19 protein-coding genes are annotated in these 25,762 nt (G+C 68.1%); 7 read left to right on the top strand and 12 right to left on the bottom strand.

Annotated elements, in window-relative coordinates; translation table 11 throughout:
• Positions 1-10 precede the first annotated feature (10 nt).
• The 3 genes from ACFOMD_RS11370 to ACFOMD_RS11380 form a co-directional block, all read right to left on the bottom strand.
• Positions 11-814: a DsbA family protein gene (locus ACFOMD_RS11370; protein WP_380861409.1), complete on the bottom strand. Its 804-nt coding sequence runs from the start codon at positions 812-814 to the stop codon at positions 11-13.
• A complete protein-coding gene (locus ACFOMD_RS11375) occupies positions 811-2,157 on the bottom strand; it encodes a M48 family metalloprotease (RefSeq protein ID WP_380861411.1) in 1,347 nt (448 codons plus the stop codon). The genes ACFOMD_RS11370 and ACFOMD_RS11375 overlap by 4 nt, the downstream gene beginning before the upstream one ends.
• A gap of 81 nt (positions 2,158-2,238) precedes the next feature.
• Positions 2,239-4,755, bottom strand: coding sequence for an Rne/Rng family ribonuclease (locus tag ACFOMD_RS11380; RefSeq protein WP_380861413.1), 2,517 nt, complete (start codon positions 4,753-4,755; stop codon positions 2,239-2,241).
• A gap of 481 nt (positions 4,756-5,236) precedes the next feature.
• Between ACFOMD_RS11380 and ACFOMD_RS11385 the strand changes: the two genes are divergently transcribed.
• The 5 genes from ACFOMD_RS11385 to prfB all read left to right on the top strand — a co-directional run bounded on the left by ACFOMD_RS11385 (position 5,237) and on the right by prfB (position 13,626).
• Positions 5,237-6,649 carry an N-acetylmuramoyl-L-alanine amidase gene (locus ACFOMD_RS11385; RefSeq protein WP_380861415.1) on the top strand — a complete coding sequence of 471 codons (1,413 nt, stop codon included), beginning with the start codon at positions 5,237-5,239 and terminating at the stop codon, positions 6,647-6,649.
• 73 nt (positions 6,650-6,722) lie between these two features.
• The gene (locus ACFOMD_RS11390) at positions 6,723-7,256 is read left to right on the top strand and encodes a biliverdin-producing heme oxygenase (protein ID WP_380861417.1); all 534 of its coding nucleotides are present in this window, start codon (positions 6,723-6,725) and stop codon (positions 7,254-7,256) included.
• Positions 7,257-9,824, top strand: a complete 2,568-nt coding sequence (locus ACFOMD_RS11395) for an HWE histidine kinase domain-containing protein (RefSeq protein ID WP_380861419.1) — start codon at positions 7,257-7,259, stop codon at positions 9,822-9,824.
• Between the two features lie 43 nt (positions 9,825-9,867).
• Positions 9,868-12,351 (top strand): penicillin-binding protein 1A, encoded by a 2,484-nt coding sequence (locus ACFOMD_RS11400; protein WP_380861421.1) that lies wholly within the window; start codon positions 9,868-9,870, stop codon positions 12,349-12,351.
• A 146-nt stretch (positions 12,352-12,497) separates the two neighbouring features.
• A protein-coding gene (gene prfB, locus ACFOMD_RS11405) for a peptide chain release factor 2 (protein WP_380861423.1) occupies positions 12,498-13,626 on the top strand; the annotation gives its coding sequence in 2 pieces (ribosomal slippage) (positions 12,498-12,566 and positions 12,568-13,626; 1,128 coding nt in all).
• Here the strand turns inward: prfB and ACFOMD_RS11410 are convergent.
• The 3 genes from ACFOMD_RS11410 to sseA are packed head-to-tail and all read right to left on the bottom strand — an operon-like array spanning position 13,623 to position 16,943.
• Positions 13,623-14,900 carry a mechanosensitive ion channel family protein gene (locus ACFOMD_RS11410; RefSeq protein WP_380861425.1) on the bottom strand — a complete coding sequence of 426 codons (1,278 nt, stop codon included), beginning with the start codon at positions 14,898-14,900 and terminating at the stop codon, positions 13,623-13,625. The genes prfB and ACFOMD_RS11410 overlap by 4 nt on opposite strands.
• Positions 14,901-14,904: 4 nt before the next feature.
• Entirely contained in the window at positions 14,905-16,146 is a 1,242-nt protein-coding gene (metC, locus tag ACFOMD_RS11415) for a cystathionine beta-lyase (protein WP_380861427.1), read from the bottom strand.
• Positions 16,101-16,943: a 3-mercaptopyruvate sulfurtransferase gene (sseA, locus tag ACFOMD_RS11420; protein ID WP_380861429.1), complete on the bottom strand. Its 843-nt coding sequence runs from the start codon at positions 16,941-16,943 to the stop codon at positions 16,101-16,103. The genes metC and sseA overlap by 46 nt, the downstream gene beginning before the upstream one ends.
• Before the next feature lie 104 nt (positions 16,944-17,047).
• Here sseA and queF point away from each other — a divergent pair, with 104 nt between their 5' ends.
• The gene (queF, locus tag ACFOMD_RS11425; protein WP_380861431.1) at positions 17,048-17,500 is read left to right on the top strand and encodes a preQ(1) synthase; all 453 of its coding nucleotides are present in this window, start codon (positions 17,048-17,050) and stop codon (positions 17,498-17,500) included.
• On the opposite strand, the gene queE is transcribed toward queF, so the two are convergent.
• On the bottom strand, positions 17,497-18,129 hold the full coding sequence (gene queE, locus ACFOMD_RS11430; RefSeq protein WP_380861433.1) for a 7-carboxy-7-deazaguanine synthase: 633 nt from the start codon (positions 18,127-18,129) through the stop codon (positions 17,497-17,499). The two genes, queF and queE, sit on opposite strands and share 4 nt — an antisense overlap.
• On the bottom strand, positions 18,126-18,803 hold the full coding sequence (queC, locus tag ACFOMD_RS11435; protein WP_380861435.1) for a 7-cyano-7-deazaguanine synthase QueC: 678 nt from the start codon (positions 18,801-18,803) through the stop codon (positions 18,126-18,128). Before queC ends, queE begins: the two co-directional genes overlap by 4 nt.
• A gap of 212 nt (positions 18,804-19,015) precedes the next feature.
• Here queC and ACFOMD_RS11440 point away from each other — a divergent pair, with 212 nt between their 5' ends.
• Positions 19,016-19,876: a LysR substrate-binding domain-containing protein gene (locus ACFOMD_RS11440; RefSeq protein WP_380861437.1), complete on the top strand. Its 861-nt coding sequence runs from the start codon at positions 19,016-19,018 to the stop codon at positions 19,874-19,876.
• Between the two features lie 63 nt (positions 19,877-19,939).
• Here the strand turns inward: ACFOMD_RS11440 and ACFOMD_RS11445 are convergent, their stop codons facing one another.
• The 4 genes from ACFOMD_RS11445 to ACFOMD_RS11460 all read right to left on the bottom strand — a co-directional run bounded on the left by ACFOMD_RS11445 (position 19,940) and on the right by ACFOMD_RS11460 (position 25,755).
• Positions 19,940-23,074, bottom strand: coding sequence for a TonB-dependent receptor domain-containing protein (locus ACFOMD_RS11445; protein ID WP_380861439.1), 3,135 nt, complete (start codon positions 23,072-23,074; stop codon positions 19,940-19,942).
• A 213-nt stretch (positions 23,075-23,287) separates the two neighbouring features.
• The gene (locus tag ACFOMD_RS11450) at positions 23,288-23,860 is read right to left on the bottom strand and encodes a PadR family transcriptional regulator (protein WP_380861441.1); all 573 of its coding nucleotides are present in this window, start codon (positions 23,858-23,860) and stop codon (positions 23,288-23,290) included.
• 203 nt (positions 23,861-24,063) lie between these two features.
• Entirely contained in the window at positions 24,064-24,717 is a 654-nt protein-coding gene (locus ACFOMD_RS11455; RefSeq protein WP_380861443.1) for an SAM-dependent methyltransferase, read from the bottom strand.
• Between the two features lie 138 nt (positions 24,718-24,855).
• Positions 24,856-25,755: an MBL fold metallo-hydrolase gene (locus ACFOMD_RS11460; RefSeq protein ID WP_380861445.1), complete on the bottom strand. Its 900-nt coding sequence runs from the start codon at positions 25,753-25,755 to the stop codon at positions 24,856-24,858.
• Positions 25,756-25,762 lie beyond the last annotated feature (7 nt).

The following is a 25,762-nucleotide window of genomic DNA, read 5'->3' on the forward strand; positions in this document are numbered from 1 at the left end:
TTCTCCACCGTCAGCGCGCCGCGCGCGCCTCGGCGATCGCCTTCTTCATCTCGTCATAGCCGACCGACCCGGACAGGATGCGGTTGCCGACGACATAGGCGGGGGTGCCGGTAAGGCCGAGCGCGCGGCCGAGGTCGAGGTTCTTGTTGATCTCGGTCTTGAGCGCAGTCGAGGTGATGTCGCTCGCGGTCTGCCGTTCGTTGAGGCCGGCCTTGCGGACGGTGGCCACCACTTTCTCGTGGCTCGGGCGGCCGGCGGCGAACATCGCGTCGTGGAACGGCTTGTAGCGGCCCTGTTTCGCCGCCGACAGGCTGGCCATCGCCGCCTCATCCGACGCGGGGCCGAGGATCGGGAAGTCGCGGTAGACGACCTTCAGATTCTGGTCGTCCTTCAGCAGCCGTTCGACGTCGGCCTTCGAGGCGCGGCAATAGGGGCAGGCATAGTCGAAGAACTCGACCATCACGATGTCGCCGTCAGGGTTGCCCGCCCAGGCGCCAGCGAAGGGCTTCTCGATCTCGGCGCGATTGCTGTCGAGCAGCTTTTCGACCTCGCGGTCCTGCAGCCGGTTGATCGCCTCGGGGATGATCTCGGGGTTCTTGAGGATATAGTCGCGCACCATTGCGTCGATGGCCTCGCGCTGCGCCTTGCTGAACTGGTCGGCGCCGGCCGGCGCGGGCGAGCTGCTGCCTGCGGCGATCGCCAGACCTGCCGCCGCCGCCAGAATAACCGCCCCCATTGCCGCCCACTCCCACAAGCCGAATTGCGCGATCCGCGCCTTCGCTGCCGCGACCAACCCACCGAAATCCTTCGTCATCGCCGCTTCTTTTTCTCCATGTCGGCCTCGCTTACCATGACGATGTCTTGGGCGCGAAGCCAGTCGGGCGTGCCGGTCTTGAGACCGGCGAGCGCGCGGCGGGCGCTGGGCAGCGCCATCTGCGGCGCGCGCATCAGATTATAGCGTTCGGCCGAGGCCAGCGCGGCGCGCGGCTCGTCGCCCTCGCGCTCATAGGCGATGCCGAGCTGGTACCAGGCGAACGGGTTGGTGTTGTCGCGCGCCACCGCCGAGCGAAGGATGTTCTTCGCCTCTTCAGTATCGGCCTTTTCCTCGGTCGAGATCAGCGCATGGCCGAGCAGGGTCGAGATCAGCGGCTGGTCGGGCGCCATCTTCACCGCGAGGCGAAGCGGCGGGATCGCTTCCTTCACCCGGCCGGATTCGAGCAGGATCTGGCCCTTCAGCTCGAGATAATAGGGGTCGTTCGGCGCTTTCGCGAGCAGCGCGTCGACCTCGGTCGCGGCGCGGTCGGGGAAGGCCGATTTGTGCCACGCATAAGCGCGGGCATAGCGCGCCGGCTCCGAGGTGTCGGTCTCGGGGTAGAGCTGGAAGGTGCGCGCCGGTTCGCTGACGAAGCCGACGAGCTTGCCTTTGATGCGCTGAAAGCGCTTTTCCATTTCCGGGTTCGACGGGCGGTCCCAGGCGGCGGACTTCTTGTACAGCTCTTCCAGCATGGTGATGCGTTCGCCGCTCAGCGGGTGGGTGCGGCCGTAGCTGTCATCCTGCGGGATGGCGTAGCGATATTCCTGGTTCTGGATCTGCTTGAAAAAGTCGATCGAGCCCTTGCCCGAGATGCCCGCCTTGTCGAGGAAGGAGGCGCCAGCCTGGTCGGTCGAGGACTCCTGGTTGCGCGAATAGGCGAGGAACTTGCCGAGCGCCGCCTGCTGGCCGCCCGCCATGATGCCCATGCCGGCCTCGCCCGCGCCGACCGCGATGGCGGCGGCGCCGAGCAGCAGCGACAGCAGCGAGACGCTGTTCGCGCCCGAAATGCCGTCGGCGAAGCGGACGTTGTGCCCGCCGGTGATGTGGCCGAGCTCGTGGGCGATGATGCCCTCGATCTGGTTGACGCCCTTCGCCTGCGCGATCGTCCCCGAGTGCATGAACACATTCTGGCCGCCCGCGACGAAAGCGTTCAGCGAGGGATCGTTGACGAGGATGAAGTGAACCGACTTCGGGTCGAGCTTGGCGGCATCGACCAGCGGCCGCGACATATCGTTGAAGAAGGCCTCGGTCTCGGCGTCGCGCAGCACGCTCTGGGCGAGAACCGGGCGGACCCCGAACGCGAAGGTCGCGATCAGCAGGAGGAACAGGCGCAGGTAAGTCATAGGTCCGATCACCTGCCTGTCTCTGCCTGAACGCGAAGTGAAACGGCGAGGCGACCGATTGTCGCCTCGCCGTTTTGTCACTCAGTTACCGAACGTGCGCTGCCACCAGCCCTTGCGGTTGCCGCGAGGGCGCTCCGGGGCGCCTTCCTCGGTCTCGGCGGTGGCCGGCTCGGGGTCGTTCGCGGCTTCGGCCGGGACCTCGGCGGCCTCGGTCACCGCCGGTTCGGCCGGCGCCGCCGCAGCCTTGCGGCTGCGGGTGGCGCGCTTTTTCGGCTGGGGCGCTTCCTCGGCAACCGGCTCCGGCTCGGGAGCGGCTTCGACGACCGGGGCTTCGACGACCGGGGCGTCGGCGATGGGCGCCTCCTCGGCGGCCGGCTCGGCCTTCTTGCGGCTACGGGCAGCGCGCTTCTTCGGCTTGGGCGCTTCCTCCGCCTCGGGCTCCGGCGCGGGTTCGGAGACGGTCTCGGGTGCGGCCTCGACGGTCGGCTCGGCATCGGCATCGGCATCGGCATCAGCCGACGCGGTGTCGCCCTCGGCACCGTTGCGGCGGCGACCGCCGCGACGGCCGCGACGGCGGCGGCGGCGTTCCTCGCCTTCACCGTCGGACGGCGCGGCGGCGTCGGCGTCAGCGGGCGCTTCGGCACCCTCAGCGGCCTCCTCGCCATCCTCGGCCTCACCCTCGGCGGCGGGCTGATCACCGTCCTCGCGGCGACCACCACGGCGGCGGCGACGACGACGACCGCGACCACGGCTGCCTTCCTGGCGGTCCTCGCGATCCTCGCGCGGCTCACGCGACCCACGGCGACGGCTGGTGGTCTCTTCCTCCTCGTCCTCGCCTTCGACCTCTTCCTCGATCTCTTCCGGCTCCTCGTCGGCGGCGACGGGGGCGGGGAGTGGCGCGGAGGTCGGCACCGGCTTCGACGGCGGGCCGCCGGCGGCTTCGATGGCGAAGTGCGGCGATGCCATTTCGCTGTCGGGCATCACCTCGATGGTGACGCCGTAGCGGTTCTCAAGCTCGGCAAGGTCGTTGCGCTTGCGGTTGAGGATATAGACGGCGACCTCGGTCCCGGCGCGCAGGGTGAACTCGCAGCACTTGCCCTTGACCATCTCGGCCTCGAGCCCGCGCAGCGCGCCTAGCGCAGCAGACGAAGAGGTGCGGACGATGCCGGCGCCTTCGCAGACCGGGCAGGTGTGCGACGAGGCTTCGAGCACGCCGGTGCGCAGGCGCTGGCGGCTCATCTCCATCAGGCCGAACGACGAGATGCGGCCGACCTGGATGCGCGCGCGATCGTTCGCGAGCGCGGCCTTCATCGCCTTTTCGACCTTCCGGGTGTTGGAGTGGTTCTCCATGTCGATGAAGTCGATGACCACGAGGCCCGCCATGTCGCGCAGGCGGAGCTGGCGGGCGATCTCGTCGGCGGCCTCGAGGTTGGTCTTGAGCGCCGTTTCCTCGATATTGTGCTCGCGGGTGGAGCGGCCCGAGTTGATGTCGATCGACACCAGCGCCTCGGTCGGGTTGATGACGATATAGCCGCCCGACTTCAGCTGGACGACCGGCTGGTACATTGCCGCAAGCTGGCCCTCGACGCCGAAGCGCTGGAACAGCGGCACCGGGTCGGCATATTGCTGAACCTTCTTCGCGTGGCTCGGCATCAGCAGCTTCATGAAGTCCTTGGCGGCCTTGTAGCCGCCTTCGCCATCGACCAGCACCTGGTCGATCTCGCGCGAGTAGATGTCGCGGATCGCGCGCTTCAGCAGGTCCGAATCCTGATGGATCAGCGCCGGCGCGGTCGACTGCAAGGTCAGGTCGCGGATGCCGTCCCACAGGCGGGTCAGGTAATCGAAGTCGCGCTTGATCTCGGTCTTGGTGCGCTTGGTGCCGGCGGTGCGGATGATGCACGCCATGCCCTGCGGCAGCTTGAGATCCGAGATCAGTGACTTCAGCTTCTTGCGCTCGGCCTGGTTCGAAATCTTGCGGCTGATGCCGCCGCCGTTGTGCGTGTTCGGCATCAGCACCGAATAGCGGCCGGCGAGGCTCAGATAGGTGGTCAGCGCCGCGCCCTTGTTGCCGCGCTCCTCCTTCACGACCTGGACGAGCAGCACCTGACGGCGGTGGATGACTTCCTGGATCTTGTAGCGGCGGCGGAGCGACATGCGCTTCTTGCGCAGCGCCTCGGTCGTCGACTCGTCATGCGCGCCGGTTTCTTCCGGCGCACGGACGGGCGCGTCCTCGTCGCCGTCGGCGTGCGGCTCGGCATCATGATCCTCGTCGTGATCATGCTCGTCGTGATGCGCCTCGAGCGCCTGCGCGGCCTCGCGCTCCTCGCGGAGCAGCGCCTCGCGATCCTCCTTGGGGATCTGGTAATAGTCGGGATGGATTTCCGAAAAGGCGAGGAAACCGTGACGGTTGCCGCCATATTCGATGAACGCGGCCTGCAGCGACGGTTCGACGCGCGTGACCTTCGCGAGGTAGATATTTCCCTTCAGCTGCTTCCGGGCAGCGGACTCGAAATCAAATTCCTCGATGCGATTCCCATTGACGACGGCAACCCGGGTCTCTTCCGGGTGGCGGGCGTCGATCAGCATGCGCTGTGACATTGATATTTCTCCAGGTGCGCGGCGCGCCGGCGGCAAGGCCGGCCGGCAAGCCTGCGCTAGATAGGGAAGCGTCGCCGGACGGCGCGCTCCGATTGTTGTGATGAACATGGGTCGCAACGGCAAAGCGCGGCGCGCACCGATCCCCGAAGGATCGATGTTCTGCGATGCGACGTGCCAACGTCATGCGACCAACCTCGGATGCCTTCGGATTGGCACAGGCACAAAGCCAATGCGCCGCGAAGGCGGAACAGCGTGGATACGGAGACCTGAGCACCGTCGTCGCCCCAGGGGCGGTTGGCGGGCGGGTCGAACCCGTATGCGGCGATCGTCAGGTAAAAACCCGGCGACCGTCCGGATTGCTAGCACCGAAGCGTGGCGCGAACAACACAAAGGATGGGCCAAAGCGCCGCAATCCGTTGCGTCGGCGATTCGTTAACGATAAGATTTCTTAAGTTTCGCGTTATCTTGCGCGTGGGGGCGAATGAAACAGGTGAAGCGGCTGCTGCTGGCTACCGTCGTTGCGGGTCTCGCGACGGCGTCGTCGGCTGCGACCGTGAAATCGGTGAGCGTCGAGCCGGCGGGCGCCGAGGTTCGCGTCACCGTCGCCTTCGACGACCGCTTCGACGCGCCCTCGGCCTTCGCGCTCGACGCGCCGCAGCGGCTGGTCATCGACCTGCCGGGCAACAAGGCCGACACGCGCAGCTATCCCGGGCAGGGCGCCGTCACCGGCGCGCGCACCGCGCAGTTCGCCGCCGACAAGGCGCGGCTGGTGATCGATCTGTCCGGGCCGATGACGCTCGGCCAGACCAGCGCCGCCGACAACAAGCTGATCCTCACGCTGAAGCCTGCCGAGACGGCGGCGTTCGCGAAGATGACCAAGGGGCGCACCAAGCTGCCCGGCATCGCCGCGCCGGTCGAGGTCGCCAAGTTCGAGCTGCCCGACCTGACGCCGCCGGCGAAGGCTGAACCGAAGAACGTCGAGGCCAAGGTCACGCTGACCCCGGCGCCCGCGAAGCCGGCGGTCACCAAGGCCGAACGCGCCGCCGCGAAGGCGACGCCCGCCGTCGAGCGCGCGATCGAGCCGTTCGTCGACCGCATCACCGTGCCGCCGCGCCAGGCACTCACCAAAACCTCGGCGACGACCTTGTCGCCCAAGGCCGCCAAGGCGACGCCGGTGCGCGCCGCGGCGGTAAAACCGGGCTTCCGCCCGCTCGTCGTCATCGACGCCGGCCATGGCGGCCACGACCCGGGCTCGATCTCGGTCTATGGCGGCCGGCAGGAGAAGGACGCGACGCTCGCCATCTCGAAGGCGATCGCCGCTGAGATCAACCGGCAGGGCAAGGCGCGCGCGATCCTGACCCGCACCGGCGACACCTACCTCGTCCACCGCGAGCGCTTCGAAATCGCGCGGCGGCAGAAGGCGGCGCTGTTCATCTCGGTTCACGCCGACGCGGCGCCGGTGCCCGAGGCGCGGGGTGCTACGGTCTATACGCTGTCCGAGGTCGCCTCCGACCGCGAGGCGGCGCGGCTGGCCGCCAAGGAAAACAAGACCAGCGTGCTCGCCGGCTTCGACTTCGCGCGCGAAAGCCGCGACGTCGCCGACATCCTCATCGACCTGTCGCAGCGCGAGACGATGAACGCGTCGGCCGCGTTCGCGACGGTGCTCCAGCGCGAGATGTCGCCGAAGGTTCACTTCAAGAGCAACGCGCACCGCTTCGCCGGCTTTCTTGTGCTGAAGGCGCCCGACGTGCCGTCGGTGCTGCTCGAAACCGGCTATGTCTCGAACGAGCAGGACGCGCGCTTCGTGTTCTCCGAGGCCGGGCAGAAGGCAATCGCCGAGGGCGTCGCCAGCGCCGTCGACGTCTATCTGAACCGCCGGGTCGCCCAGCGCTGAGTTCGACGGCGGCTTGCGAAGCCGTTGATATGATTTAAGCACGACGCGGCATGACCGCTTCCCGACCTTTCGCATGAGCGCGCGGCTGACGCTGCGCACGGCGACCCGCGCCGAGCATGACCGCGTCGATACGCAATTTTCCGCCCATGATCTGGCCAGCCGCGACGGCTATGCGCGCTTCCTCGCCACGCAGGCCGGCGCGCATCTGCCGGTGGAGCGCGCGGTCGAGGCGGCGGGGGCGGCCGAATTGCTCGCCGACTGGCCGCTGCGCCGCCGTGCCGATGCGTTGCTTGCTGATCTTGGCGAGCTGGGCGTCGCACCGGTCGCCGAGCAAAATTTCGAGCTTTTCCGCGGCGAGGCGTCGCTGCTGGGAGCTATTTACGTCCTTGAGGGTTCACGCCTGGGTGGGGCCGTTCTCCGTCGACAGATTTCCGCAGGTTTGCCCGCACGCTTCCTGTCGCCCGGCGCGCCGGGGGCGTGGCGCATGCTGACCGACCTGCTTGACGAACGGTTGCGGCCCCCCGCCGCGCTCGACGAGGCGATTGCCTCGGCCCGCGCGGTTTTTGCCTGTTTCGAGGCGGCGGGAAGCCGTCCACCGGAGTCCTGATTGAGCACGTTGCCGAAGCCCGAGGTGGTCGACCTCACCAATTGCGACCGCGAGCCGATCCATCTGCTCGGCGAGATTCAGCCGATCGGCTTCCTGCTGGCGCTGTCGAGCGCGTGGGTGATCGAGCGCGCCTCGGCCAATCTCGCTGAGTTCATCGGCGTCGCGCCGGAGGCTGCGATCGGCCAGCCGCTCGACAAGCTGCTCGGCCACGGCGCAGTCCACAATTTCCGCAACCGCATCGCCATGCTGCGCGGGCCCGACGCCGTCGAGCGCATCTTCGGCTGCGACATCGCCGGCGATGGCCGGCACTACGACATCGCGCTGCATGTCACCGCCGGCCAGATCGTCATCGAGGCCGAGCCGGCGTCGGGTGAGGCGGGCGACGCGACCAACACGGTGCGCGGCATGATCGCGCGCATCGACCAGACCAAGACCATCGACGCGCTGCTCAACGAAGGCGCGCGGCTGGTGCGCGGGCTCGCCGGCTATGACCGGGTGATGGTCTATCGCTTCGCCGAAGACGGCTCGGGCGAAGTGGCGGCCGAATCCTGCGTGTCGGGCATCGGCAGCTTCAAGGGGCTGCACTATCCGCCGAACGACATTCCGCAGCAGGCGCGCGAGCTGTATCGCCGCAACCTGCTGCGCCTGATCAGCGACATCAACGCCGAGCCGGTGCCGATCGTCTCGACCACCGACAAGCCGATCGACCTGTCGCTGTCGATCCTGCGATCGGTGTCGCGCATCCATGTCGAATATCTGCGCAACATGGGCGTCGGCGCTTCGATGTCGATCTCGATCATCGTCGACGATCAGCTATGGGGCCTGTTCGCCTGCCACCACTACAGCCCGCGTAGCCCAAGCTTCGAGCGGCGGTCGGTGTGCGAGCTGTTCGCGCAGATGTTCTCGATGCGGCTCGAAAGCCGGCTGCGCAAGGAACTGATGGAGTTCGAGCGGCGCGCCCGCGACATCTCCGACCAGCTGCTCGGTGCCGTCGCCTCCGACGAGAGCCTGCTCAACGATTCGACTTGGCTGGCGAGCCTGCTGACCGACGCTATCCCGGCCGACGGCGTCGGCGTGTGGATGAACGGCAGCCAGGCACTGACCGGCAGCACGCCGCCCGCCGGTGCTTTCCGTGAACTCATCGCGCAGCTGCCCGAGCTGTCGCAGGGCGACGTGTTCGCCACCGACCAGATCTCGGCGGTGGTGCCGGGCGCCGATCGCTACGCAGCGACCGCCGCCGGCATGCTGGCGATCCCGCTGTCGCGCGTCGCCAACGACTATGTCGTGCTGTTCCGGTCGGAGCTGATCCGGTCGGTGCGCTGGGGCGGCGACCCTTACAAGCCGGTCGAATATGGCCCCAATGGCCCGCGCCTGACCCCGCGCGAAAGCTTCGCCGAGTGGAAGGAGCTGGTCGAGGGCAAGTCGAAGCCGTTCACCTCATCCGAACGCCGCGTCGCCGAGACGTTGCGCGCCACGCTCATCGAGGTGGTGCTGCGGATGGCGGAGGAGGCGACCGCGCAGCGCCGGCAGGCGCAGGAGCGGCAGGAAGTGCTCATCGCCGAGCTCAACCACCGCGTGCGCAACATTCTCGGCGTCATCCGTGGCCTCATCCGCCAGTCGAAGCCGCACGATGACAGTATCGAGAATTTCGTGAAGCTGGTCGACGGTCGCATCCATGCCCTGGCCCGCGCCCACAACCAGATCACCGACGATCATTGGGGTCCCGCGCCGATCCGCGCGCTGATCGACGCCGAGGCCGCCGCCTTCCTCGCCGATGGCGGCGAGGAGCGTATCGTCACCACCGGCGACTTCGTGCTGCTCAACCCGCAGGCTTACTCGACGATGGCGCTGGTCATCCACGAGCTGGTCACCAATTCGACGAAATACGGCAGCCTGTCGGTGCCCGAAGGCCAGGTCGAGATCGCGTGGAGTCGCAACGAGGCCGGCGACCTGATCGTCAACTGGAACGAGCGCGGCGGTCCCAAGGTCTCGCCGCCATCGCGCAAGGGCTTCGGCGCGACCATCGTCGGCCGTTCGGTGCCCTATGACCTCGGCGGCGAATCGCGCATCGAATATCCACCCGAGGGCGTCTGGGCGCGCTTCCGCATCCCGGCGCGCCACGTGACCGAAGCGGCGGAACCGAGCCGCCTGCCGACGATCAAGTTCCAGCGCCCGGCGATCGGTCACCCGACCGCGCCGCCGCAGCAGATCCTCGTCGGCCACCGCGTGCTGCTCGTCGAGGACAGCCTGATCATCGCATTGGACGCCGAGGACGTGCTGAACCGCCTCGGCGCGACCGAAGCGACGACGGCCTCGACGGTCGATGCCGGGCTGGAGGCGATTGACAATTTCCAGCCGACGGTGGCGATGCTCGACATCAATCTCGGCGATCGCAGCAGCTACCCCGTCGCCGATAAGCTCGACGACGACAGCATCCCCTTCATCTTCGCGTCGGGCTATGGCGAGCAGGCGCAGCTCCCCGAGCGGCACCAGCAGCGCGTGGTGCTGCAGAAGCCCTACACGCTGGAGAACGTCGCGCGGGCGCTCCACAAGCTGATCGACCGATAGTCGCCGCTTGAGAGCGCCTCCGCGCCTGCTATACGGCTAGCCTATGAGTGAGCGTGTATCGAGCGGGCCGGTTCGGCTGCGGCGCATGGCGGACTGGCGGGGGCGCATCGAGGCGTTGCCGCGCTGGGTGCGCGTCAGCGGCGCGGCCCTGCTCGGCGTGGCCGGCCTTGGTCTCATTGCCGGCATCGCGCTCTACATCTGGCTGGTGCAGGGGCTTCCGAGCGCGTCCGAGCTCGCGGAATATGAGCCGCCGCTCCCCACCCATGTCCGCGCCATCGACGGGTCGGCGATGCATACTTTCGCGCGCGAACGGCGCGTGTTCGTGCCCTATCCGGAAATCCCGCGGCCGCTGATCAACGCTTTCATTTCCGCCGAGGACAAGACCTTCTTCACCCACGGCGGGCTCGACTATCCGGGCATCGCGCAGGCGGTGCTGACCAACCTGAGCAACAGCGGCCGGCCGGTTGGCGCCTCGACGATCACCCAGCAGGTGGCGAAGAACCTGCTGCTGACCAGCGAGGTCAGCTACATCCGCAAGGGCCGCGAGGCGATCCTGGCGAAGCGCATCGAGGATGCCTTCACCAAGGAAGAGATCATCGAACTCTACCTTAACCAGATTTTCCTCGGCCGGAACGCCTATGGGATCGAGGCCGCGTCGCAGGCCTACTTCAATAAATCGGTCGACAAGCTGACCATCCCCGAGATGGCCTATCTGGCGGTGCTGCCGAAGGCGCCCTCGAACTATAATCCAGTGCGCCACCTCGAGCGCGCCACCAACCGGCGCAACTGGGTGCTCCGGCAGATGGCCGAGAACGGCTACATAAGCGACGCGCAGATGCGCGAGGCGCAGGCGACGCCGCTGCTCGCCGTCCGCCCCGCCGACGTGAAGCGCGACCGCACCGGCAGCTATTTCCTCGAGGACGTGCGTCGCGAGCTGATCGCCCGCTATGGCGAGACCGCCGAGGACAGCCCGAACAGCGTCTATGCCGGCGGCCTCTGGGTGCGCACCACCATCAACCCGGCGATGCAGCGCGCCGCCGAATATGCACTGCGCGACGGCCTCGTGAAATACGACAACGTCCGCGGCTGGCGCGGTGCGCAGGACAAGATCGCGCTCGGCGACGGCTGGCGCGAGCGACTGCAGGCGCTCAACATACCGGTCGGCTACGACGACTGGCGCGCCGCCGTCATCCTGTCGAACGACCGCCGGGTGGCGCAGATCGGCTTCGAGGACGGCACGACGGGCAGCCTGCCGCGGTCGAACGCGCCGCAGGTGCTGCGCGGGGTCGGCACGCCGGCGCTCGACGTGCTGAAGCCGGGCGACGTCATTGCGGTGCGCGTGCTCGACAACAATGCCGGCTATGCGCTGCGCCAGATCCCCGAGGTCGGCGGCGGCATGGTGGTGCAGGACGTTCACACCGGGCGGGTGCTGGCGATGGTCGGCGGCTTCGACAGCCGCCGCTCGCAGTTCAACCGCGCCAGCCAGGCACAGCGCCAGCCGGGGTCGACCTTCAAGCCGTTCGTCTATGCAACCGCGCTCGACAATGGCTACACACCGGCGTCGATCATCAACGACGCGCCCTTCTGCGTCTTTCAGACCAAGCTGCTCGGCAACAAATGCTTCCGCAACTTCACCGGCGGTTATGCGGGGCCGCAGACGATGCGCTGGGGCATCGAGCAGTCGCGCAACCTGATGACGGTGCGCGCCGCCTCGAACGTCGGCATGGACAAGATCGTCGCCAACGCCAAGGACTGGGGCATCGGCACCTATGACCCGGTGCTGTCGATGGCGCTCGGCGCCGGCGAGACCACCGTGCTCAAGATGACCAACGCCTTCGGCATGCTGGCGAACGGCGGCAAGCGCATCACGCCGATCCTGATCGACCAGATCCAGGATCGCCGCGGCAAGACCATCTTCCGCGCCGACGCGCGCCCCTGCGAGGGCTGTAATTCGGCCGACTGGCTGGGCGAGGCGATGCCGCGCCCGGGCGACGTCCGCAAGCAGGCGATGGACGCCCGCACCGCCTATCAGATGGTGCATATCCTCGAAGGCGTCGTGCAGCGGGGTACCGCGACCGTTCTTCGCGATCTCGACCGGCCGCTGTTCGGCAAGACCGGCACCACCAACGGCCCGACCAACGTCTGGTTCGTCGGCGGCACCGCCGACGTCGTGGCGGGCGTCTATATCGGCTACGACCAGCCGCGCGACATGGGCAACTGGGCGCAGGGCGGCCGCATCGCCGCGCCGATCTTCAAGGATTTCGCGATCGCCGCCCTGAAGGACGCGCCGAAGAACGAGTTTCGCGTGCCGCCGGGCATTCGCCTCGTCCGCATCGACCGCCGCAGCGGCCGCCGCGTCTATGACGTGTTCCCGACCAACCTCGACGACACCAAGCCGTCGGTGATCTGGGAAGCGTTCAAGCCCGAGTCCGAACCGCGGCGCCTCGCGCGCTCCACCGGCTTCGAGACGCGCGCCACTGTGCGCTCCGACGCCGATTTCTTGCAAAACAGCGGCGGCATCTACTAAGTCCGCCACATCCATATCAGGCCGTCATTCCCGCGAAGGCGGGAACCCAGTCCTATAAGAAATCTGCCCGCCTCGGCGGGCGCCATTTGCCGGACTGGATCCCCGCCTTCGCGGGGATGACGAAGAAGAGAAACGGAGACCCGCCCATGCGCCCCGAAGCGCAAGCCCATGCCGATCGAATCAAGCAGGCGCTCGACCTGCTGAGGAGGTTTCTTTGACTGGGATCGCGCCCTCAAGCGTCTCGACCAGCTGAACGCCAAGGTCGAAGACCCGACGCTCTGGAACGATCCCAAGGCCGCGCAGGAGGTGATGCGCGAGCGTCGTCGCCTCGATGAGGCGATCAGCGCGACCCGCGAGATCGAGTCCGAACTTGAGGACACCGTTGGCCTGATCGAGATGGCCGAGGAAGAGGGCGACCAGGCGATGGTCGCCGACGGCACCGCCGCGCTCGCCGCGTTGGCGGAGCGGGCCGATCGCGACAAGGTGGCGGCGCTGCTCGCCGGCGAGGCCGACGGCAACGACACTTATATCGAGATCAATTCGGGCGCCGGCGGCACCGAAAGCCAGGACTGGGCCGAAATCCTGCAGCGCATGTACACGCGCTGGGCGGAACGGCGCGGCTACAAGGTCGAGCTGGTCGATCATCACGCCGGCGAGCAGGCGGGCATCAAATCGGCCACGCTGCTGGTGAAGGGCGCCAACGCCTATGGCTGGGCGAAAACGGAGAGTGGCGTGCACCGGCTGGTGCGCATCAGCCCTTACGACTCCGCCGCGCGCCGCCACACCAGCTTTTCGAGCATCTGGGTCTATCCGGTGATCGACGACAGCATCGAGGTCGACGTGCAGGAGAAAGACCTGCGCATCGACACCTATCGCTCGTCGGGCGCCGGCGGCCAGCACGTCAACACGACCGACTCGGCGGTGCGCATCACGCATATCCCGACCGGCATCGTCGTCGCCTGCCAGAACCAGCGCTCGCAGCACAAGAACCGCGCCGAAGCCATGAACCAACTCCGCGCGCGCCTCTACGAGCGCGAGCTGGCCGAGCGCGAGGCGGTCGCCAACGCGCAGAACGCGACCAAGACCGACATCGGCTGGGGCCACCAGATCCGCAGCTATGTGCTGCAGCCCTATCAGCTGGTGAAGGATTTGCGCACCGGCGTGACCTCGACGGCCCCGTCGGACGTGCTCGACGGCGCGCTCGACCCCTTCATGTCGGCGGCGCTGTCGCAGCGGGTGACCGGCGAGCAGGTCGACGTCGAGGACGTGGACTAGGGAAGCGCCGGCGGCTCCGCGGCAGCCGGCAGCGTCCGCACATGCACGTCCTGCTGCTCGCGCGGCAGGGCGATGCCGTGCTCGCGGAACAGCTCCCAGATGCGCAGCAGCACCTCGCCCTGCACGTTGGTGACGCCGGCCTCCGGATCGTCGATCCAGATGCGGATTTCATGCTCGATAGCGCTGAGCGTGAATGCCGTGATCCAGCAGACCGGCTTGGGATCGGGCAGGATGCGCGGATGGCCTTCGGTCGCCTGCAGCATCAGCCGCTGCGCGAGGCGCACGTCGCTGTCGTGGCCGACGGCGACCTTGATGTGCAGGCGGACATTCTTGTTGGTGTATGACCAGTTCTCGACCGGCTCGGTCATCAGCGTCTCATTGGGGATGAGATGCTCCTTGCCGTCGCGGGTCAGCACCGAGACGTAGCGGACGCCGATCTTGTTCACCCAGCCGAAGGTGTCGCCGACGACGATGACGTCGCCCGGCTTGATCGAGCGGTCCATCAGCAGGATCAGGCCCGAGATCAGGTTGCCGAAGGTCTTCTGGAAGCCGAAGCCGATAGCGAGGCCGAAGGCGCCCGAGAACACGGCCAATGCGGTGAGGTCGATGCCGAGCACATCGATGCCGACGAAGAAAGCGATGGCGACGACGACGATGCCGGCGAGCTTCTGGAACAGCACCCGCTGCGACAGGTCGAGCGCGTGGACGTTGCCGATCGAGCGGTTGACCGCGCGGATGCCGACGCGGACGGTGCCGAACAGCAGCGCGGCGATCAGCACGAAATTGAGGATGTCGAGAAGCGACAGCCGCGTCTTGCCGAAGCTGATCGCCGCGCGGTCGAGCCCGGCGACCAGCGGGTCGAGCCCGCCCAGCCGCCCGGCGACGATGGCGGTGCCGACGGCGAAGGCGGCGAGCGTCGCCAGCACAGGGCCGAAGCGCACGCCACGCGCGAGCTGGTAGACGACCAGCGTGGTAGCAATGCCGAGCGCCGCGACGACAGCGACGAAGCCGGTTTCCCCCAGTTGCGGCGCGAGGCCGGTGAAGGCAGCCAGCAACAGCGTGCCGGTGAAATAGCGAGTGAGGGCGCAGAGCCGCCCGACGAAGCCGCCGGCGACGTTCGGCGCCTGGGTGCCTGCCCAGCCTTCGAGGCGAATGCCGATCAGCCGCCCGACTGCCCAGGCGCCGCCGATGGCGATGACGATCAGCAGGCCAGCGAGCAGCAGCCCCTGATATTCGGGCGTCAGCGCATCGAGATCGAGGCGCGCCGGGTCCATCGCCCTATCCGAGCGCCGTTTCGTAGCGCAGCAGCCCAGCTTCGAGGTCGGCAATCAGGTCGCCGGGGTCTTCGAGGCCGATGTGCAGGCGGACGAGCGGGCCGTCGGCCGCCCAGCGTGTGGCTGTGCGGATGGTATGCGGCTCGACCGGCAGGATCAGGCTCTCATAGCCGCCGAACGAGAAGCCCATGCCGAAGTGCTTGAGGCCGTCGACCAGCGGCCCGGTCTCGGGGCGGCCGCCTTCGCGCAGGATCATCGCGAACAGGCTCGACGCGCCGTGGAAATCGCGCTGCCAGATGGCGTGGCCAGGATGGGTGTGCAGGCCGGGGTGCAGCACTTGCGCGACCGACGGCTGCGCCTCCAGCCAGCGCGCGACTTCGAGCGCACTGCGGCCGTGGCGCTCCATCCGTGCGTGCAAGGTCCGCAGGCCGCGCAGGGTGAGGTAGGCGTCGTCGGCGGACACGGTTTGGCCAAGGCGATAGCTGGTGGTGCGCAAGCGCTCCCACACGCCCGGCGCAGCCGTGACCGAGCCCATCAGCACGTCCGAATGGCCGACGACGAACTTGGTCAGCGACTGGACGGAGAGGTCGACGCCATGGCCGATGGCGGCGAACAGCAAGGGAGTCGCCCAGGTGTTGTCGATCAGGGTGACGATGCCGCGCGCCTTCGCCGCCGCGACGATCGCCGGCACGTCCTGCACCTCGAAGGTCAGCGAGCCCGGGCTCTCCATGAAGATGGCGCGGGTGTTGGGCTGGATGAGGTCGGCGATGCCGGCGCCGATCGTCGGGTCGTAATAGCTCGTCTCGATGCCGAGGTCGCGCAGCGTGCGGCTGCAGAACAGCCGGGTCGGCTCATAGACGCTGTCGACCATCAGCAGATGGTCGCCGGTCTTCAGCACCGACAGCAGCGCTGCCGAGATGGCGGCGACGCCCGAGGGGTAGAGCTTGGTGCCGGCGGCGCCGGGCTCGAGCTCGGTCAGCGCGGCTTCGAGCGCCCATTGCGTCGGGGTGCCGCGCCGGCCGTAATAGAGGCCGGCATCGGGGTCGGCGATGGCGCGGTCGAGGTCGGCGAGCGTCTCGAACAGGCAGGTGGAGGCGCGATAGACCGGCGGATTGACGATGCCGTGCGTCCATTCGGGCCGGCGGCCGGCCTGCGCGACGACCGTCGCCGGCCGCCGCTCGCTATCGCCTCCGCCAGCGCTCACGCCGCGCCGGTCACCACCGGCGTATTGGCATCGGCGCCCCATTCGGACCAGCTGCCGTCGTAGAGGCCGACGTCCTTCTTGCCGAGCAGGTGCATGCCGAAGGCGAGCACCGCGGCGGTGACGCCCGAGCCGCAGGTGGTGACCACCGGCTTGTCGAGATCGACGCCGGCGGCGGTGAAGGCAGCGCGCAATTCGTCGCCTTGCTTCCAGGTGCCGTCCTCGTTGAACAGCTCGCCATGCGGCAGGTTGCGCGCGCCCGGCATGTGGCCGCCGCGCAGGCCGGCGCGGGGCTCGGCCTCGGCGCCGGTGAAGCGGCCGGCGGGGCGGGCGTCGAGCACCTGCTCGGCCTTGGTCTTCAGATTGTCGACCATCTGGTCGAGCGTGCGGACCAGCGCGCTATCCTTCCACACGGTGAAGTGGCGGTGGCGGACGACGGGCTTGCCGGATTCGATCTGGCGCCCTTCGGCCTGCCATTTGGCGAAACCGCCGTCGAGGATGGCGACTTCATGCGCGCCATAGAGGTTGAGCATCCACCAGGCGCGCGCCGCGCTCTTCAGCGGCGAGTTGTCGTAGACGACGATGCGGCTGCCGTCGCCGAGGCCCAGCGCCTGCATGCGGCTGGCGAACTTTTCGGCGGGCGGCAGCATGTGCGGCAGCGCCGAGGAGGTATCGACGATCTCGTCGAGGTCCATGAACACCGCGCCGGGGATGTGCGCCGCTTCGAACTCGGCACGGGCGTTGCGGCCGTGGGCGGGCAGAAACAGCGAGGCGTCGATGACACGGATGTCATTCTTGCCCAGCTCCGCCGCCAGCCATTCGGTGCTCACCAACGCGTCCATGCAGTCGCTCCTAAGTTCGATTCAGTTCTGGAATAGTCATGCTTCCCCCGTAACGCCAGAGGCCGGGATTTGACGCATGGCGAAGGCGATATTAGCTGCGCGGCATGACCAGTGATCTGACGCAGCTCGGCCAGCATGCCGTCGCCGCCGCCTCGCCCGACGAGGCGCGCCTCGAATATGTGCCGAACCCGCGGCCCGGCGCCGACTATCTGATCCGCTTCACCGCGCCCGAGTTCACCTCGCTGTGCCCGGTGACCGGCCAGCCCGACTTCGCGCATATCGTCATCGACTATATGCCCGGCGAGACGATCGTCGAGAGCAAGTCGCTGAAGCTGTTCCTGCAATCCTTTCGCAACCACGGCGCCTTCCACGAGGATTGCACCGTCGGCATCGCGCAGCGGCTGGTCGCGGAGATGGCGCCCAAGTGGCTGCGCATCGGCGGCTATTGGTATCCGCGCGGCGGCATCCCGATCGACGTGTTCTGGCAGACCGGCGTCGCGCCGGCGGGCGTGTGGGTGCCCGATCAGGGCGTGCCCGGCTACCGCGGGCGGGGTTAGGGAATTCCGATCAGCTTGTGCGTCTGCAGTGACAGGCGCCAGCGCGGGTTCGCGAGGCAATAGGCGGTCGCGGCGGCGATATTCTCGGCCTGCGTGGGGCCATCCATCGGCTGCAGGAAAAAATGGTCGAAGGCGAGACCCTCGAAGCGCTCGGGCATGGCGAGCGGCTGCGGATAGACCAGCTTCAGCTCATTGCCCTGCCGGAGCGCCAATTCGGCATCGGCCTTGGGGCTGACGCAGATCCAGTCGAGGCCCGGCACCGCCGCCTGCGTGCCGTTGGTCTCGACGCCGACCTCGAAGCCGCGCGCGTGCAACGCCTCGATCAGCGCCGTGTCGAGCTGGAGCAGCGGCTCGCCGCCGGTGCAGACGACGTAGCGATGATCGCGCGTGTGTCCCCACTCGCGCTCGACCGCCGCGGCCAAGCCTTCCGCATCGGCGAAGCGCCCGCCGCCGGGGCCATCCATCCCGACGAAATCAGTGTCGCAGAAGGTGCAAACCGCCTCCGTCCGGTCCTGCTCGCGGCCGGTCCAGAGGTTGCAGCCCGCAAAGCGCAGGAATACCGCGCGACGCCCGGTATGCGCGCCTTCGCCCTGCAACGTCGTGTAGAGTTCCTTGACCGCGTAGCTCATGCGTAGACGGTCGGATCGGGTAGCCCGGCCTCCTCGAAGCCCTTGTGGCGCAGGCGGCAACTGTCGCATTCGCCGCAGTGGCGGTTATCGGGCGTCGGGTCGTAGCAGCTCCACGTCGTGCCGAGGTCGACGCCGAGGCGGGCCGCCTCCTGCACGATCTCCGCCTTGCTCATGTCGATCAGGGGGGTGTGGACGGTAAAGCGGCTGCCCTCGACACCGGCCTTGGTCGCCTGCGCGGCCATGTCCTCGAAGGCGCGGATGAAGTCGGGGCGGCAGTCGGGGTAGCCCGAATAGTCGAGCGCGTTGACGCCGATGAACAGGTCGGTGGCGCCGGCCGCCTCCGCCCAGGCGAGCGCGAGGCTCAGGAACACGGTGTTGCGCGCCGGCACGTAGGTGACCGGGATGCCCGGCTGCACGCCGTCCTTCGGCACGTCGATGTCGTCGGTCAGCGCCGAGCCGCCGAAGGCGCGCAGGTCGAGCGGCAGGGTGACATGGCGCTCGGCGCCCATGTCGGCGGCGACGCGCGCGGCATGCGCCAGCTCGATGCGGTGGCGCTGGTTATAGTCGACGGTCAGCGCGAGCAGCCGATAGCCCCGGTCGCGCGCGATGGCAGCGACGGTGGTCGAATCGAGGCCGCCGGACAGCAGCACGACCGCAAGGGGAGAGGTGGTCATCGCGGCGCGATAGTCGCCGGAGGGCGAGGGCGCAAGTTGCCCGCAAAAGGAGGCCGCCCAGATGAGCGGCCTCAAGGAGTCAGGATCTGGGCTCCTCCCAAAGGGAAAAGGGGAGCGCAGGCTGCTTCCCTGCAACAGTCGAGGTGAAGCGAGGGTGAACCGGCCCCCCTCGCATTGCGCCGGGGGCGAGCGGCGGTTAAGCCTTCGCCGCGATGAAGCGCACGCATCTCCCCCTGAACGCGCTCCGGGTGTTCGACGCCGCGGCGCGGCACCTGTCGTTCACCAAGGCGGCGGACGAGCTGGCGGTGACTCCGGCGGCGGTCGGCCAGCAGATCCGTGCGCTGGAGGATGTGCTCGGCGTCGTGCTGTTCAAGCGCATGACCCGCAATCTCGAACTCACGCCCGAGGCGGAACGCGGCCTGCCCGCGCTGCGCGCCGGCTTCCTGCAGTTCGAGGAAGCGGTGCGGCTGATGCAGGAGGGACAGGGGTCGAACACCCTGACCGTGGCGGCGCCGCGCGACTTCACCGCGAAATGGCTGGCGGCGCGACTGGCGGGGTATGGCGCCGACAAGCCCGACCTGCGCTTCGTGCTGGTGTCGGCGGACGGCGCGGTCGATTTCACGCAGGCCAATCTTGATCTCGCGGTGATCTTCGGCGCGATGCCCGCCGAGGAGGAACTGAGCGGCACCCGCCTCACCACCGAGGCAATGGTGGTGGTCGCCGCGCCGGCGCTCGCCGAACGGTTGAAGAGTGCGTCGGACCTCGCCGCAGCGGCGCTGGTGCATCATCCGGGCAGCGACTGGGCCGGCTGGTTCGCCGAACGGCAGGCCAGCCATCCACAGGCCGATGCGGGATTGAGCGTCGGCGACGCCGGCTTGGCGATCGACGCGGCAGCGGCCGGATACGGCGTGGCGCGCGTGCCGATGACCTTGGCGGCGTCGGATATGGCCTCGGGCCGGGTGGCGCGGGTGTTCGACATCGAGCCTGCTGATGAGGCCTATTGGCTCGTCGCCCCGCCGCCGCAATGGCGGCAGAAGAAGGTGCGGGCGCTGGTCGAGTTTTTGACCGCCTGATCTGCCCACATGAAAAAGGCGGACCCGAAGGCCCGCCTTTCCCAGTTGCGTTGACCGACCGCTCTAGAAGCGGATGCGGGCGCTCGCGGCGAACTTGCGGCCCAGCGCGTCGTAGGTCGACGGGTAGGTGTTGCCGCTGTTGCCCGCCGAGGTGCCGACCAGCGCGCCGACGAGCGGCGGCTTCTTGTCGAACAAATTCTCGACCGAGAAGGTCAGGCTGATGTTCTCGGTGATCCCCCAGCGCGTCGACAGATCGAAGTAGTGGTAGGCATCGATCTCGCGGAACTCGGGGTTGACGACGCAGCCGCCGGTGTCGGCGCCCGCCGGATCCGGGCAACCCGTCGGGTTGGCGCGGGCCGCCGCGAGGTCGTCGGCATGCTGGCGCGGCTCGTACTTCACCGCGTCGAGGAAGCGCCAGAGCAGCGACACGTCGACGTCCCCGAACCCGAGCGTGGTGCGCTGCGAGAACTGGTACTTCGGCTGGATCTGGCCGCTCGAGACGCCGCAGTTCGGCGAATAATAGCCGACGCATTCGCGGTTGAGCGACGTCGGGATCGCCTGGAACTGCGAGTCCTTGGTGTAGGTCCCGACGAAGCCGAGCGCGAGGCGTGCGAAGCTCAGGTCACGCGTGTAGTTCGCCGACAGGTCGATGCCGCGGCTGACGAAGGTGCCGAGGTTCGACCGGGCCAGGAACAGGCCCGGGGTGTTCGCCGGGTTACCGTTCAAATTGCCGGTGTTCGGATCGCGGCCGATGCTGGTGCAGGCGGCGCTGGTCGAGGCGCCGGCCGGCGGCGAGGCCGGGTTGGTGCCGAAGCAGGCGGCGATCGCGTCGCCCGGCGTCGGCACCGAGACGGCCTCGTTCACCTTGATGTCGAACCAGTCGATGGCGAGATTGAGGCCCGGCACGAACTCCGGCTGGTAGACCATGCCGATCGTATAGGTGTCGGCCTTTTCCGGCTTCAGGTTCAAATTGCCGCCGGTGGTGCGGTTGGCCTGGCTGGAGGTCGGCGGCGTGATCGAGCCGATGGTGAACGCCGGCGCACCCTGCGCCAGACAGATCGCACGAAGCTCGGCATTGGTCGTCGGCGCCGAGCCGGCGCACGGATCGGTGGTGAGCGCCGTGAGGCCCGTCGACACCGGCGTGAACAGCTCGCCGATGTTCGGGGCACGAACCGCGCGCGAATACTGGCCACGGAACTTAACGCCCGCGCCCGGCTCCCACTGCACGCCCGCCTTGTAGGTTGTCGCGTCGTAGGACGGGTTACCCGCCGCCTGCACTTCATACTTCGAGTGGCGGATGCCGGCCTCGAGGCTGAGGCTCTCGAAGAAGGGCTTGCCCTCGACCAGTGGCGCGATCAGCTCGCCGAATACTTCCTTGACGTTGTAGCCGCCGTCGATGTTCGGCGCGGCGCCACCGGCGCCGCCGAGCTCGCCCGGCGTCTGCGATAGCGTATCGGCCTTCTGCTGCGCGGTGTAGTTGCGGTACTCGGCGCCGACCGCGAAGCCGACATTCTCATCCGCCCACGGCAGCGAGACGCCGAAGTCGCCCGACACGGTGCCGCGGACCTGCGCCAGCGAGGTGCGGTTGAGCGTGGTGGCCTCGGCGTTGAGGAAGCCGATCGCCGCCGGCGACAGCGAGCCTTCGGGGCCGAAGAAGTTGGCCGGAACGCAGCCGTTCGCCGTATTGAGGCAGGCGGTGGTGCTGGTCGCCAGCAGCGCCTGCCGCGTGCGCGAGGTCATGATGTAGCCCTGCAAGGTCTGCAGGTTCTCGCTCTCGCCATAGGCGCCCGAAACTTCGAAGCCCATGCTCTCGCTGAGGTCACCGCGAACGCCGACCTGATAGTCGAACACCGTGGTGCGATAGTCGGAGACGCGCGGACCCGCCTCGGTGGTGCGGCGGCTGAGGTTCGTCGTGAAGGTCCGGTAGTTCGGATCGGTCGGCGAAGTGGCGAGGGCCGCCGCGGCGCACTCGGCCGGGGTCAGCGTCTGGACGCCCGCTGTGGCGAGGTTGCCGACCGTACCCGCGAACGAGCCCGAGCCGTTGGCGCCGCCATGCTGGAAATCGTTGCTGGCGCAGAACTGCGCGCGCAGCGCCGGCGACAGGAACGGGTTCGAAACCGGGATCGTCACCGAGCTGTTGAACACGCCCGACGCGGCGATGATGGTGTTGACGGTGTTCTTCGAGAACAGGCCGCGGGTGAAGATCTCGATGCCGTCGGCGATCTCATAGTTCGCCTGGCCGAACATGTTGAACCGCTCGAACGGCGTCTGAAAGATGTTCGCCGGGTTGAAGTTGAACGGCGCATAGACGCTGTTGGCGCCGTCGGTGCGCACCGCGCCGCCAAGGGCCGGGTCGACCTGACGCGTGCCGCCGAGGACGCCGGCCGGGGCCGCGGTGCCGGCAGCGATACCCGCGCGGGCGAAGGAAAAGGCCGACGGTACGGCGGTCGTCGAGCCGCCGCCGACCTGGCCGTTCTTCGAATCGACGTTGAGGAACGAGATCGAGCGCTGGCCCTGATAGACCGGGTCGGTCTCCTGGTAGCCGACCGAGAACACCGCGTTGCCGCGACCGTCGTCGAAGTTGGCGCCCAGGGTGAGGTCGGCGCGGAAGCGGTTGCCGTCACCTTCCTCGGTGATCTGCTCCGACACGTTGAGTTCGGCGCCCGCGAAGTCCTTGCGGGTGATGAAGTTGACGACACCCGAGATGGCGTCGGCGCCGTAGGTGGTCGAGGCACCACCGGTCAGAACCTCGGTGCGCTGGATGAGGGCGAGCGGGATGTTGTTCAGGTCGACGCGGCCGACGAAGTTCGACGGCGCGATGCGCTGACCGTCGAGCAGCACGACGTTGCGGTTGGTGCCGAGGCCGCGAAGGTCGACGTAGGAGGCGCCGTTGTTGCCGTTGTTGACGGCCGAACCGATCGACGGAACCGCACCCGGCAGTTCGCGCAGCAGCTCTTCGGCGACGTTCGCCTGCTGCAGTTCGATCTCGTCCTGGCCGATCACCGACACCGGGCTCGACGCTTCGAGGTTCGGGTTGCGGATCAGCGAACCGGTGACGACGATTTCTTCTTCGGCAGCCGTCGTGTCGGCCTCGGCGGTGGCGGTCTGCGCCAGCGCCTGGCCGGCGAAGCTGAAGGCGAGAGCGGCGGTGGCGGTGGTCGTCGCCAGCGCGCGCTTCAATCCTGGATTGCTCGACATATGTCCTCCCTGTCTGAGCGGTTGACGGGGCGGCCGGGCGGAATGCCGGGCCGATCCGATAGGGAGGGTTTCGTAGTTCTTCAAGAACTATAATCAAAGCCTTTCGACGAGCTTCGTTACAGGCGCGTGACCGGTCGTTGCATCCGTGCAACAGCCAATTTTCAGCGTGATGCGATCATCACACTGTATTTCTTCAAGAACTAAGAAAAGACGCTAGCCAGCGCGATTTTTGACCGCGTGGAGCAGCAGCTTGTCGAGCCACTGCAGCCGGGCGCGCAACTGAGCGACGGCATGCTCGCGGACCAGCCTGGCGACCGCGCCGTCGCCGTCCGACTCATCGGCTTCGATCGCTTCCAGCCGCGCCGTCACCTGCGCCTTGGTGTCGACCACCCAGTCGAGCTGCGCGTCGGGCGGCAGCAGCTCGAACGACAGCGCCTTGGTGCGCAACGGGTCGAACTGCAGGATGTGGCTGTCGCGAAGGTCCTGCACCCAGCGCCGGATCGCGGCCTCACCATCGGACGTGCAGCGCCATTGCTCATGCCCGCGCCGCCCGCCGGGAATCGGCTCGGCGATAATGAAGCCCCAATCGCGCAGCCGCCCGATCGCCGGATAGATGCTGCCCTTGCTGGTGTTGAAGCCGCCCATCGGCGATTGCTCGTAGTGGCGAACCACCTGATAGCCGGTCACCGGCTGTTGCCGCAGGATCAGCGCGAGCAGGCTGCCCTCATGCTCGGTCAGCTCCGAAGGGTCGGGCGAAAGCGAGGTACGGGTCGACCGCGGCGGCATCCGCCCGATAGTAGCGGTCCTTGTCGCACTAACATAGGGTCTGAACTCACCAAGAATGGCGTTCGCGCGAAGCGTGGCAGCGAGAGGCTGACTGGCGTCGTCGACGCCGCTTGCCGGGGGCCTTTAGGCCCGCCTGCGCGACCTCTCCTCGCCAGTCAGCCTCTCGCTGCCATCCCGAATGCCATGCTTGGTGAGTTCAGACCCTAATAGGCGCGCTCGGCTGTCAGCAGCAGGCGTTGTGCACCGGGGGCGAACGGGGTGCTGTTGGCATCGGCGAACAGGCCGGTCGCGCGCAGCCCCGCCGACCACAGCATTCGCACCAGCTCGCCGCTCGTCGTCACGCGCCGCGTTTCGATGCGCGAGTGGGTGGCGATCTTCAGCATCGAGCTGCGCGGGTCGTAGAGCGCGCCCGCCGGCAGCGGGAACAGCGATTCTGCGCAATGCCGGCTGTCGATCACCAGCCGCCCGCCGGGCTTCAGCGCGGCGGCGACGAGGTTGAGGAACAGCTGCGCCTCGCGCGGCTCCATCGCCGACAGCGTATCGCCGAGGCAGAGCAGCGCGTCATAGGGCCGGGTGGTCGCGAGATCGCGCAGTTCGCCGACCGCAAAGCGCGCGGCCACGCCCAGGCGGCGCGCGGTGAGCCGGGCGGCGTCCACCGCTTCGCGCACAGGGTCGATGCCGTTGACGTCATGGCCGCGCCACGCCAGCTCGACGGCGTGCAGCCCGCCGCCACACGGGATGGCGAGCAGCCGCGATCCCGGCGCCAGCGCCAGCTTGCGCTCGACGAAATCGACCTCGCGGCTGACCTCCTGCGGTGTCACCGGCGCCCGGTCGTCGATCTTGAAGGCCGTGGCCATGAAACAGCTCCCGCGGAATGAGTCGCGCGAACAAGCGCCGCGCCGGCAAATGGGGGCAACGCGCTCGCGACGGGCGGGCGTGGCGGAAAAGCGAAGGGGTTCATGGTGCGACGAAGCGGCGATTGAGCCGACGAAGCGTCAGCGGGCGCGCATGTCCTTCGGCGGCACCAGGCTGTCGTAGACGAATCCGACAAAGGCGTCGGCGTCGCCCTCCAGCCGGTAGGCGGCGGTGGGCTTCGCCGCGCGGATGTCGGCGAACGACTTCCCGGCGCGAACGCCCGCCTGCACCTTCGCCGTCACGTCGCGCAGCATGTCGCGATAGCGGATGAGCCCGGCGCGGTCGGAGACGGCGCCATGCGCGGGCACGATGCGCGTGCCGTCGTCGGCCAGCGCGATCACCCGCTCGACCGCGGCGATCATCCCCTGCACGCGACCGCCCGCCGCGATGTCGATGAACGGGAACATGCCCTCGAAGAAGATGTCGCCCATGTGGATGACGTTCGCGGTGCGGAAGCGCACGACCGTGTCGCCGTCGGTGTGCGCGTTGGCGAGGTGGATCGCCTCGATCGTCTCGCCGTTGAGGTTGAAGGTCAACCGGTCGCTGAAGGTCAGCGTCGGGCGATAGTGCGGCGGCGCGGGCGGGACGACGCTGTCGTAGCCGCGCATATACTGCTCGGCCGAAAGGCGTTTCGCGACATTGTCATGCGCGACGATCGCGGCCCCGGCGCGCGACAGCCGGCCGTTCCCGCCGATATGATCGCCGTGCCAATGCGTGTCGATCACGAAGCGGATCGGCTTGTCGGAGAGCTTCGCGACGATCGCCTGAAGCTCCGGCCCGGTTGGCGGAATCTGCCCATCGACCAGCAGCACGCCCTCCGGCCCGTGCGCCACCGCGACATTGCCGATGTCGCCGACGATCAGCGACAGCCCCGGCGCCAGCTCGCGCATGGTCCCCGCGCTCGGCGGCGGCGTCGGTTGCGCGGCGAGCGGGGCGGACAGGAAAGCGGCCAGGCCGAGGGTTCGAGAGAAGGCGTGCATGCCCGAG

Source organism: Sphingoaurantiacus capsulatus (assembly GCF_042648405.1).
GTDB lineage: Bacteria > Pseudomonadota > Alphaproteobacteria > Sphingomonadales > Sphingomonadaceae > Sphingoaurantiacus > Sphingoaurantiacus capsulatus.

What these genes read in the sequence shown, in the direction of transcription:
- ACFOMD_RS11455 (WP_380861443.1), bottom strand. Translation starts at nt 24,717, where the DNA reads ATGGCCACGGCCTTCAAGATCGACGACCGGGCGCCGGTGACACCGCAG.
- ACFOMD_RS11385 (WP_380861415.1), top strand. Translation starts at nt 5,237, where the DNA reads ATGAAACAGGTGAAGCGGCTGCTGCTGGCTACCGTCGTTGCGGGTCTC.
- ACFOMD_RS11410 (WP_380861425.1), bottom strand. Translation starts at nt 14,900, where the DNA reads ATGGACCCGGCGCGCCTCGATCTCGATGCGCTGACGCCCGAATATCAG.
- ACFOMD_RS11460 (WP_380861445.1), bottom strand. Translation starts at nt 25,755, where the DNA reads ATGCACGCCTTCTCTCGAACCCTCGGCCTGGCCGCTTTCCTGTCCGCC.
- ACFOMD_RS11390 (WP_380861417.1), top strand. Translation starts at nt 6,723, where the DNA reads ATGAGCGCGCGGCTGACGCTGCGCACGGCGACCCGCGCCGAGCATGAC.
- ACFOMD_RS11370 (WP_380861409.1), bottom strand. Translation starts at nt 814, where the DNA reads ATGACGAAGGATTTCGGTGGGTTGGTCGCGGCAGCGAAGGCGCGGATC.
- ACFOMD_RS11375 (WP_380861411.1), bottom strand. Translation starts at nt 2,157, where the DNA reads ATGACTTACCTGCGCCTGTTCCTCCTGCTGATCGCGACCTTCGCGTTC.
- ACFOMD_RS11380 (WP_380861413.1), bottom strand. Translation starts at nt 4,755, where the DNA reads ATGTCACAGCGCATGCTGATCGACGCCCGCCACCCGGAAGAGACCCGG.
- ACFOMD_RS11400 (WP_380861421.1), top strand. Translation starts at nt 9,868, where the DNA reads ATGAGTGAGCGTGTATCGAGCGGGCCGGTTCGGCTGCGGCGCATGGCG.
- ACFOMD_RS11445 (WP_380861439.1), bottom strand. Translation starts at nt 23,074, where the DNA reads ATGTCGAGCAATCCAGGATTGAAGCGCGCGCTGGCGACGACCACCGCC.
- ACFOMD_RS11440 (WP_380861437.1), top strand. Translation starts at nt 19,016, where the DNA reads ATGAAGCGCACGCATCTCCCCCTGAACGCGCTCCGGGTGTTCGACGCC.
- queC (WP_380861435.1), bottom strand. Translation starts at nt 18,803, where the DNA reads ATGACCACCTCTCCCCTTGCGGTCGTGCTGCTGTCCGGCGGCCTCGAT.
- sseA (WP_380861429.1), bottom strand. Translation starts at nt 16,943, where the DNA reads ATGGACGCGTTGGTGAGCACCGAATGGCTGGCGGCGGAGCTGGGCAAG.
- queE (WP_380861433.1), bottom strand. Translation starts at nt 18,129, where the DNA reads ATGAGCTACGCGGTCAAGGAACTCTACACGACGTTGCAGGGCGAAGGC.
- queF (WP_380861431.1), top strand. Translation starts at nt 17,048, where the DNA reads ATGACCAGTGATCTGACGCAGCTCGGCCAGCATGCCGTCGCCGCCGCC.
- metC (WP_380861427.1), bottom strand. Translation starts at nt 16,146, where the DNA reads ATGGGGCGCCGATGCCAATACGCCGGTGGTGACCGGCGCGGCGTGAGC.
- ACFOMD_RS11450 (WP_380861441.1), bottom strand. Translation starts at nt 23,860, where the DNA reads ATGCCGCCGCGGTCGACCCGTACCTCGCTTTCGCCCGACCCTTCGGAG.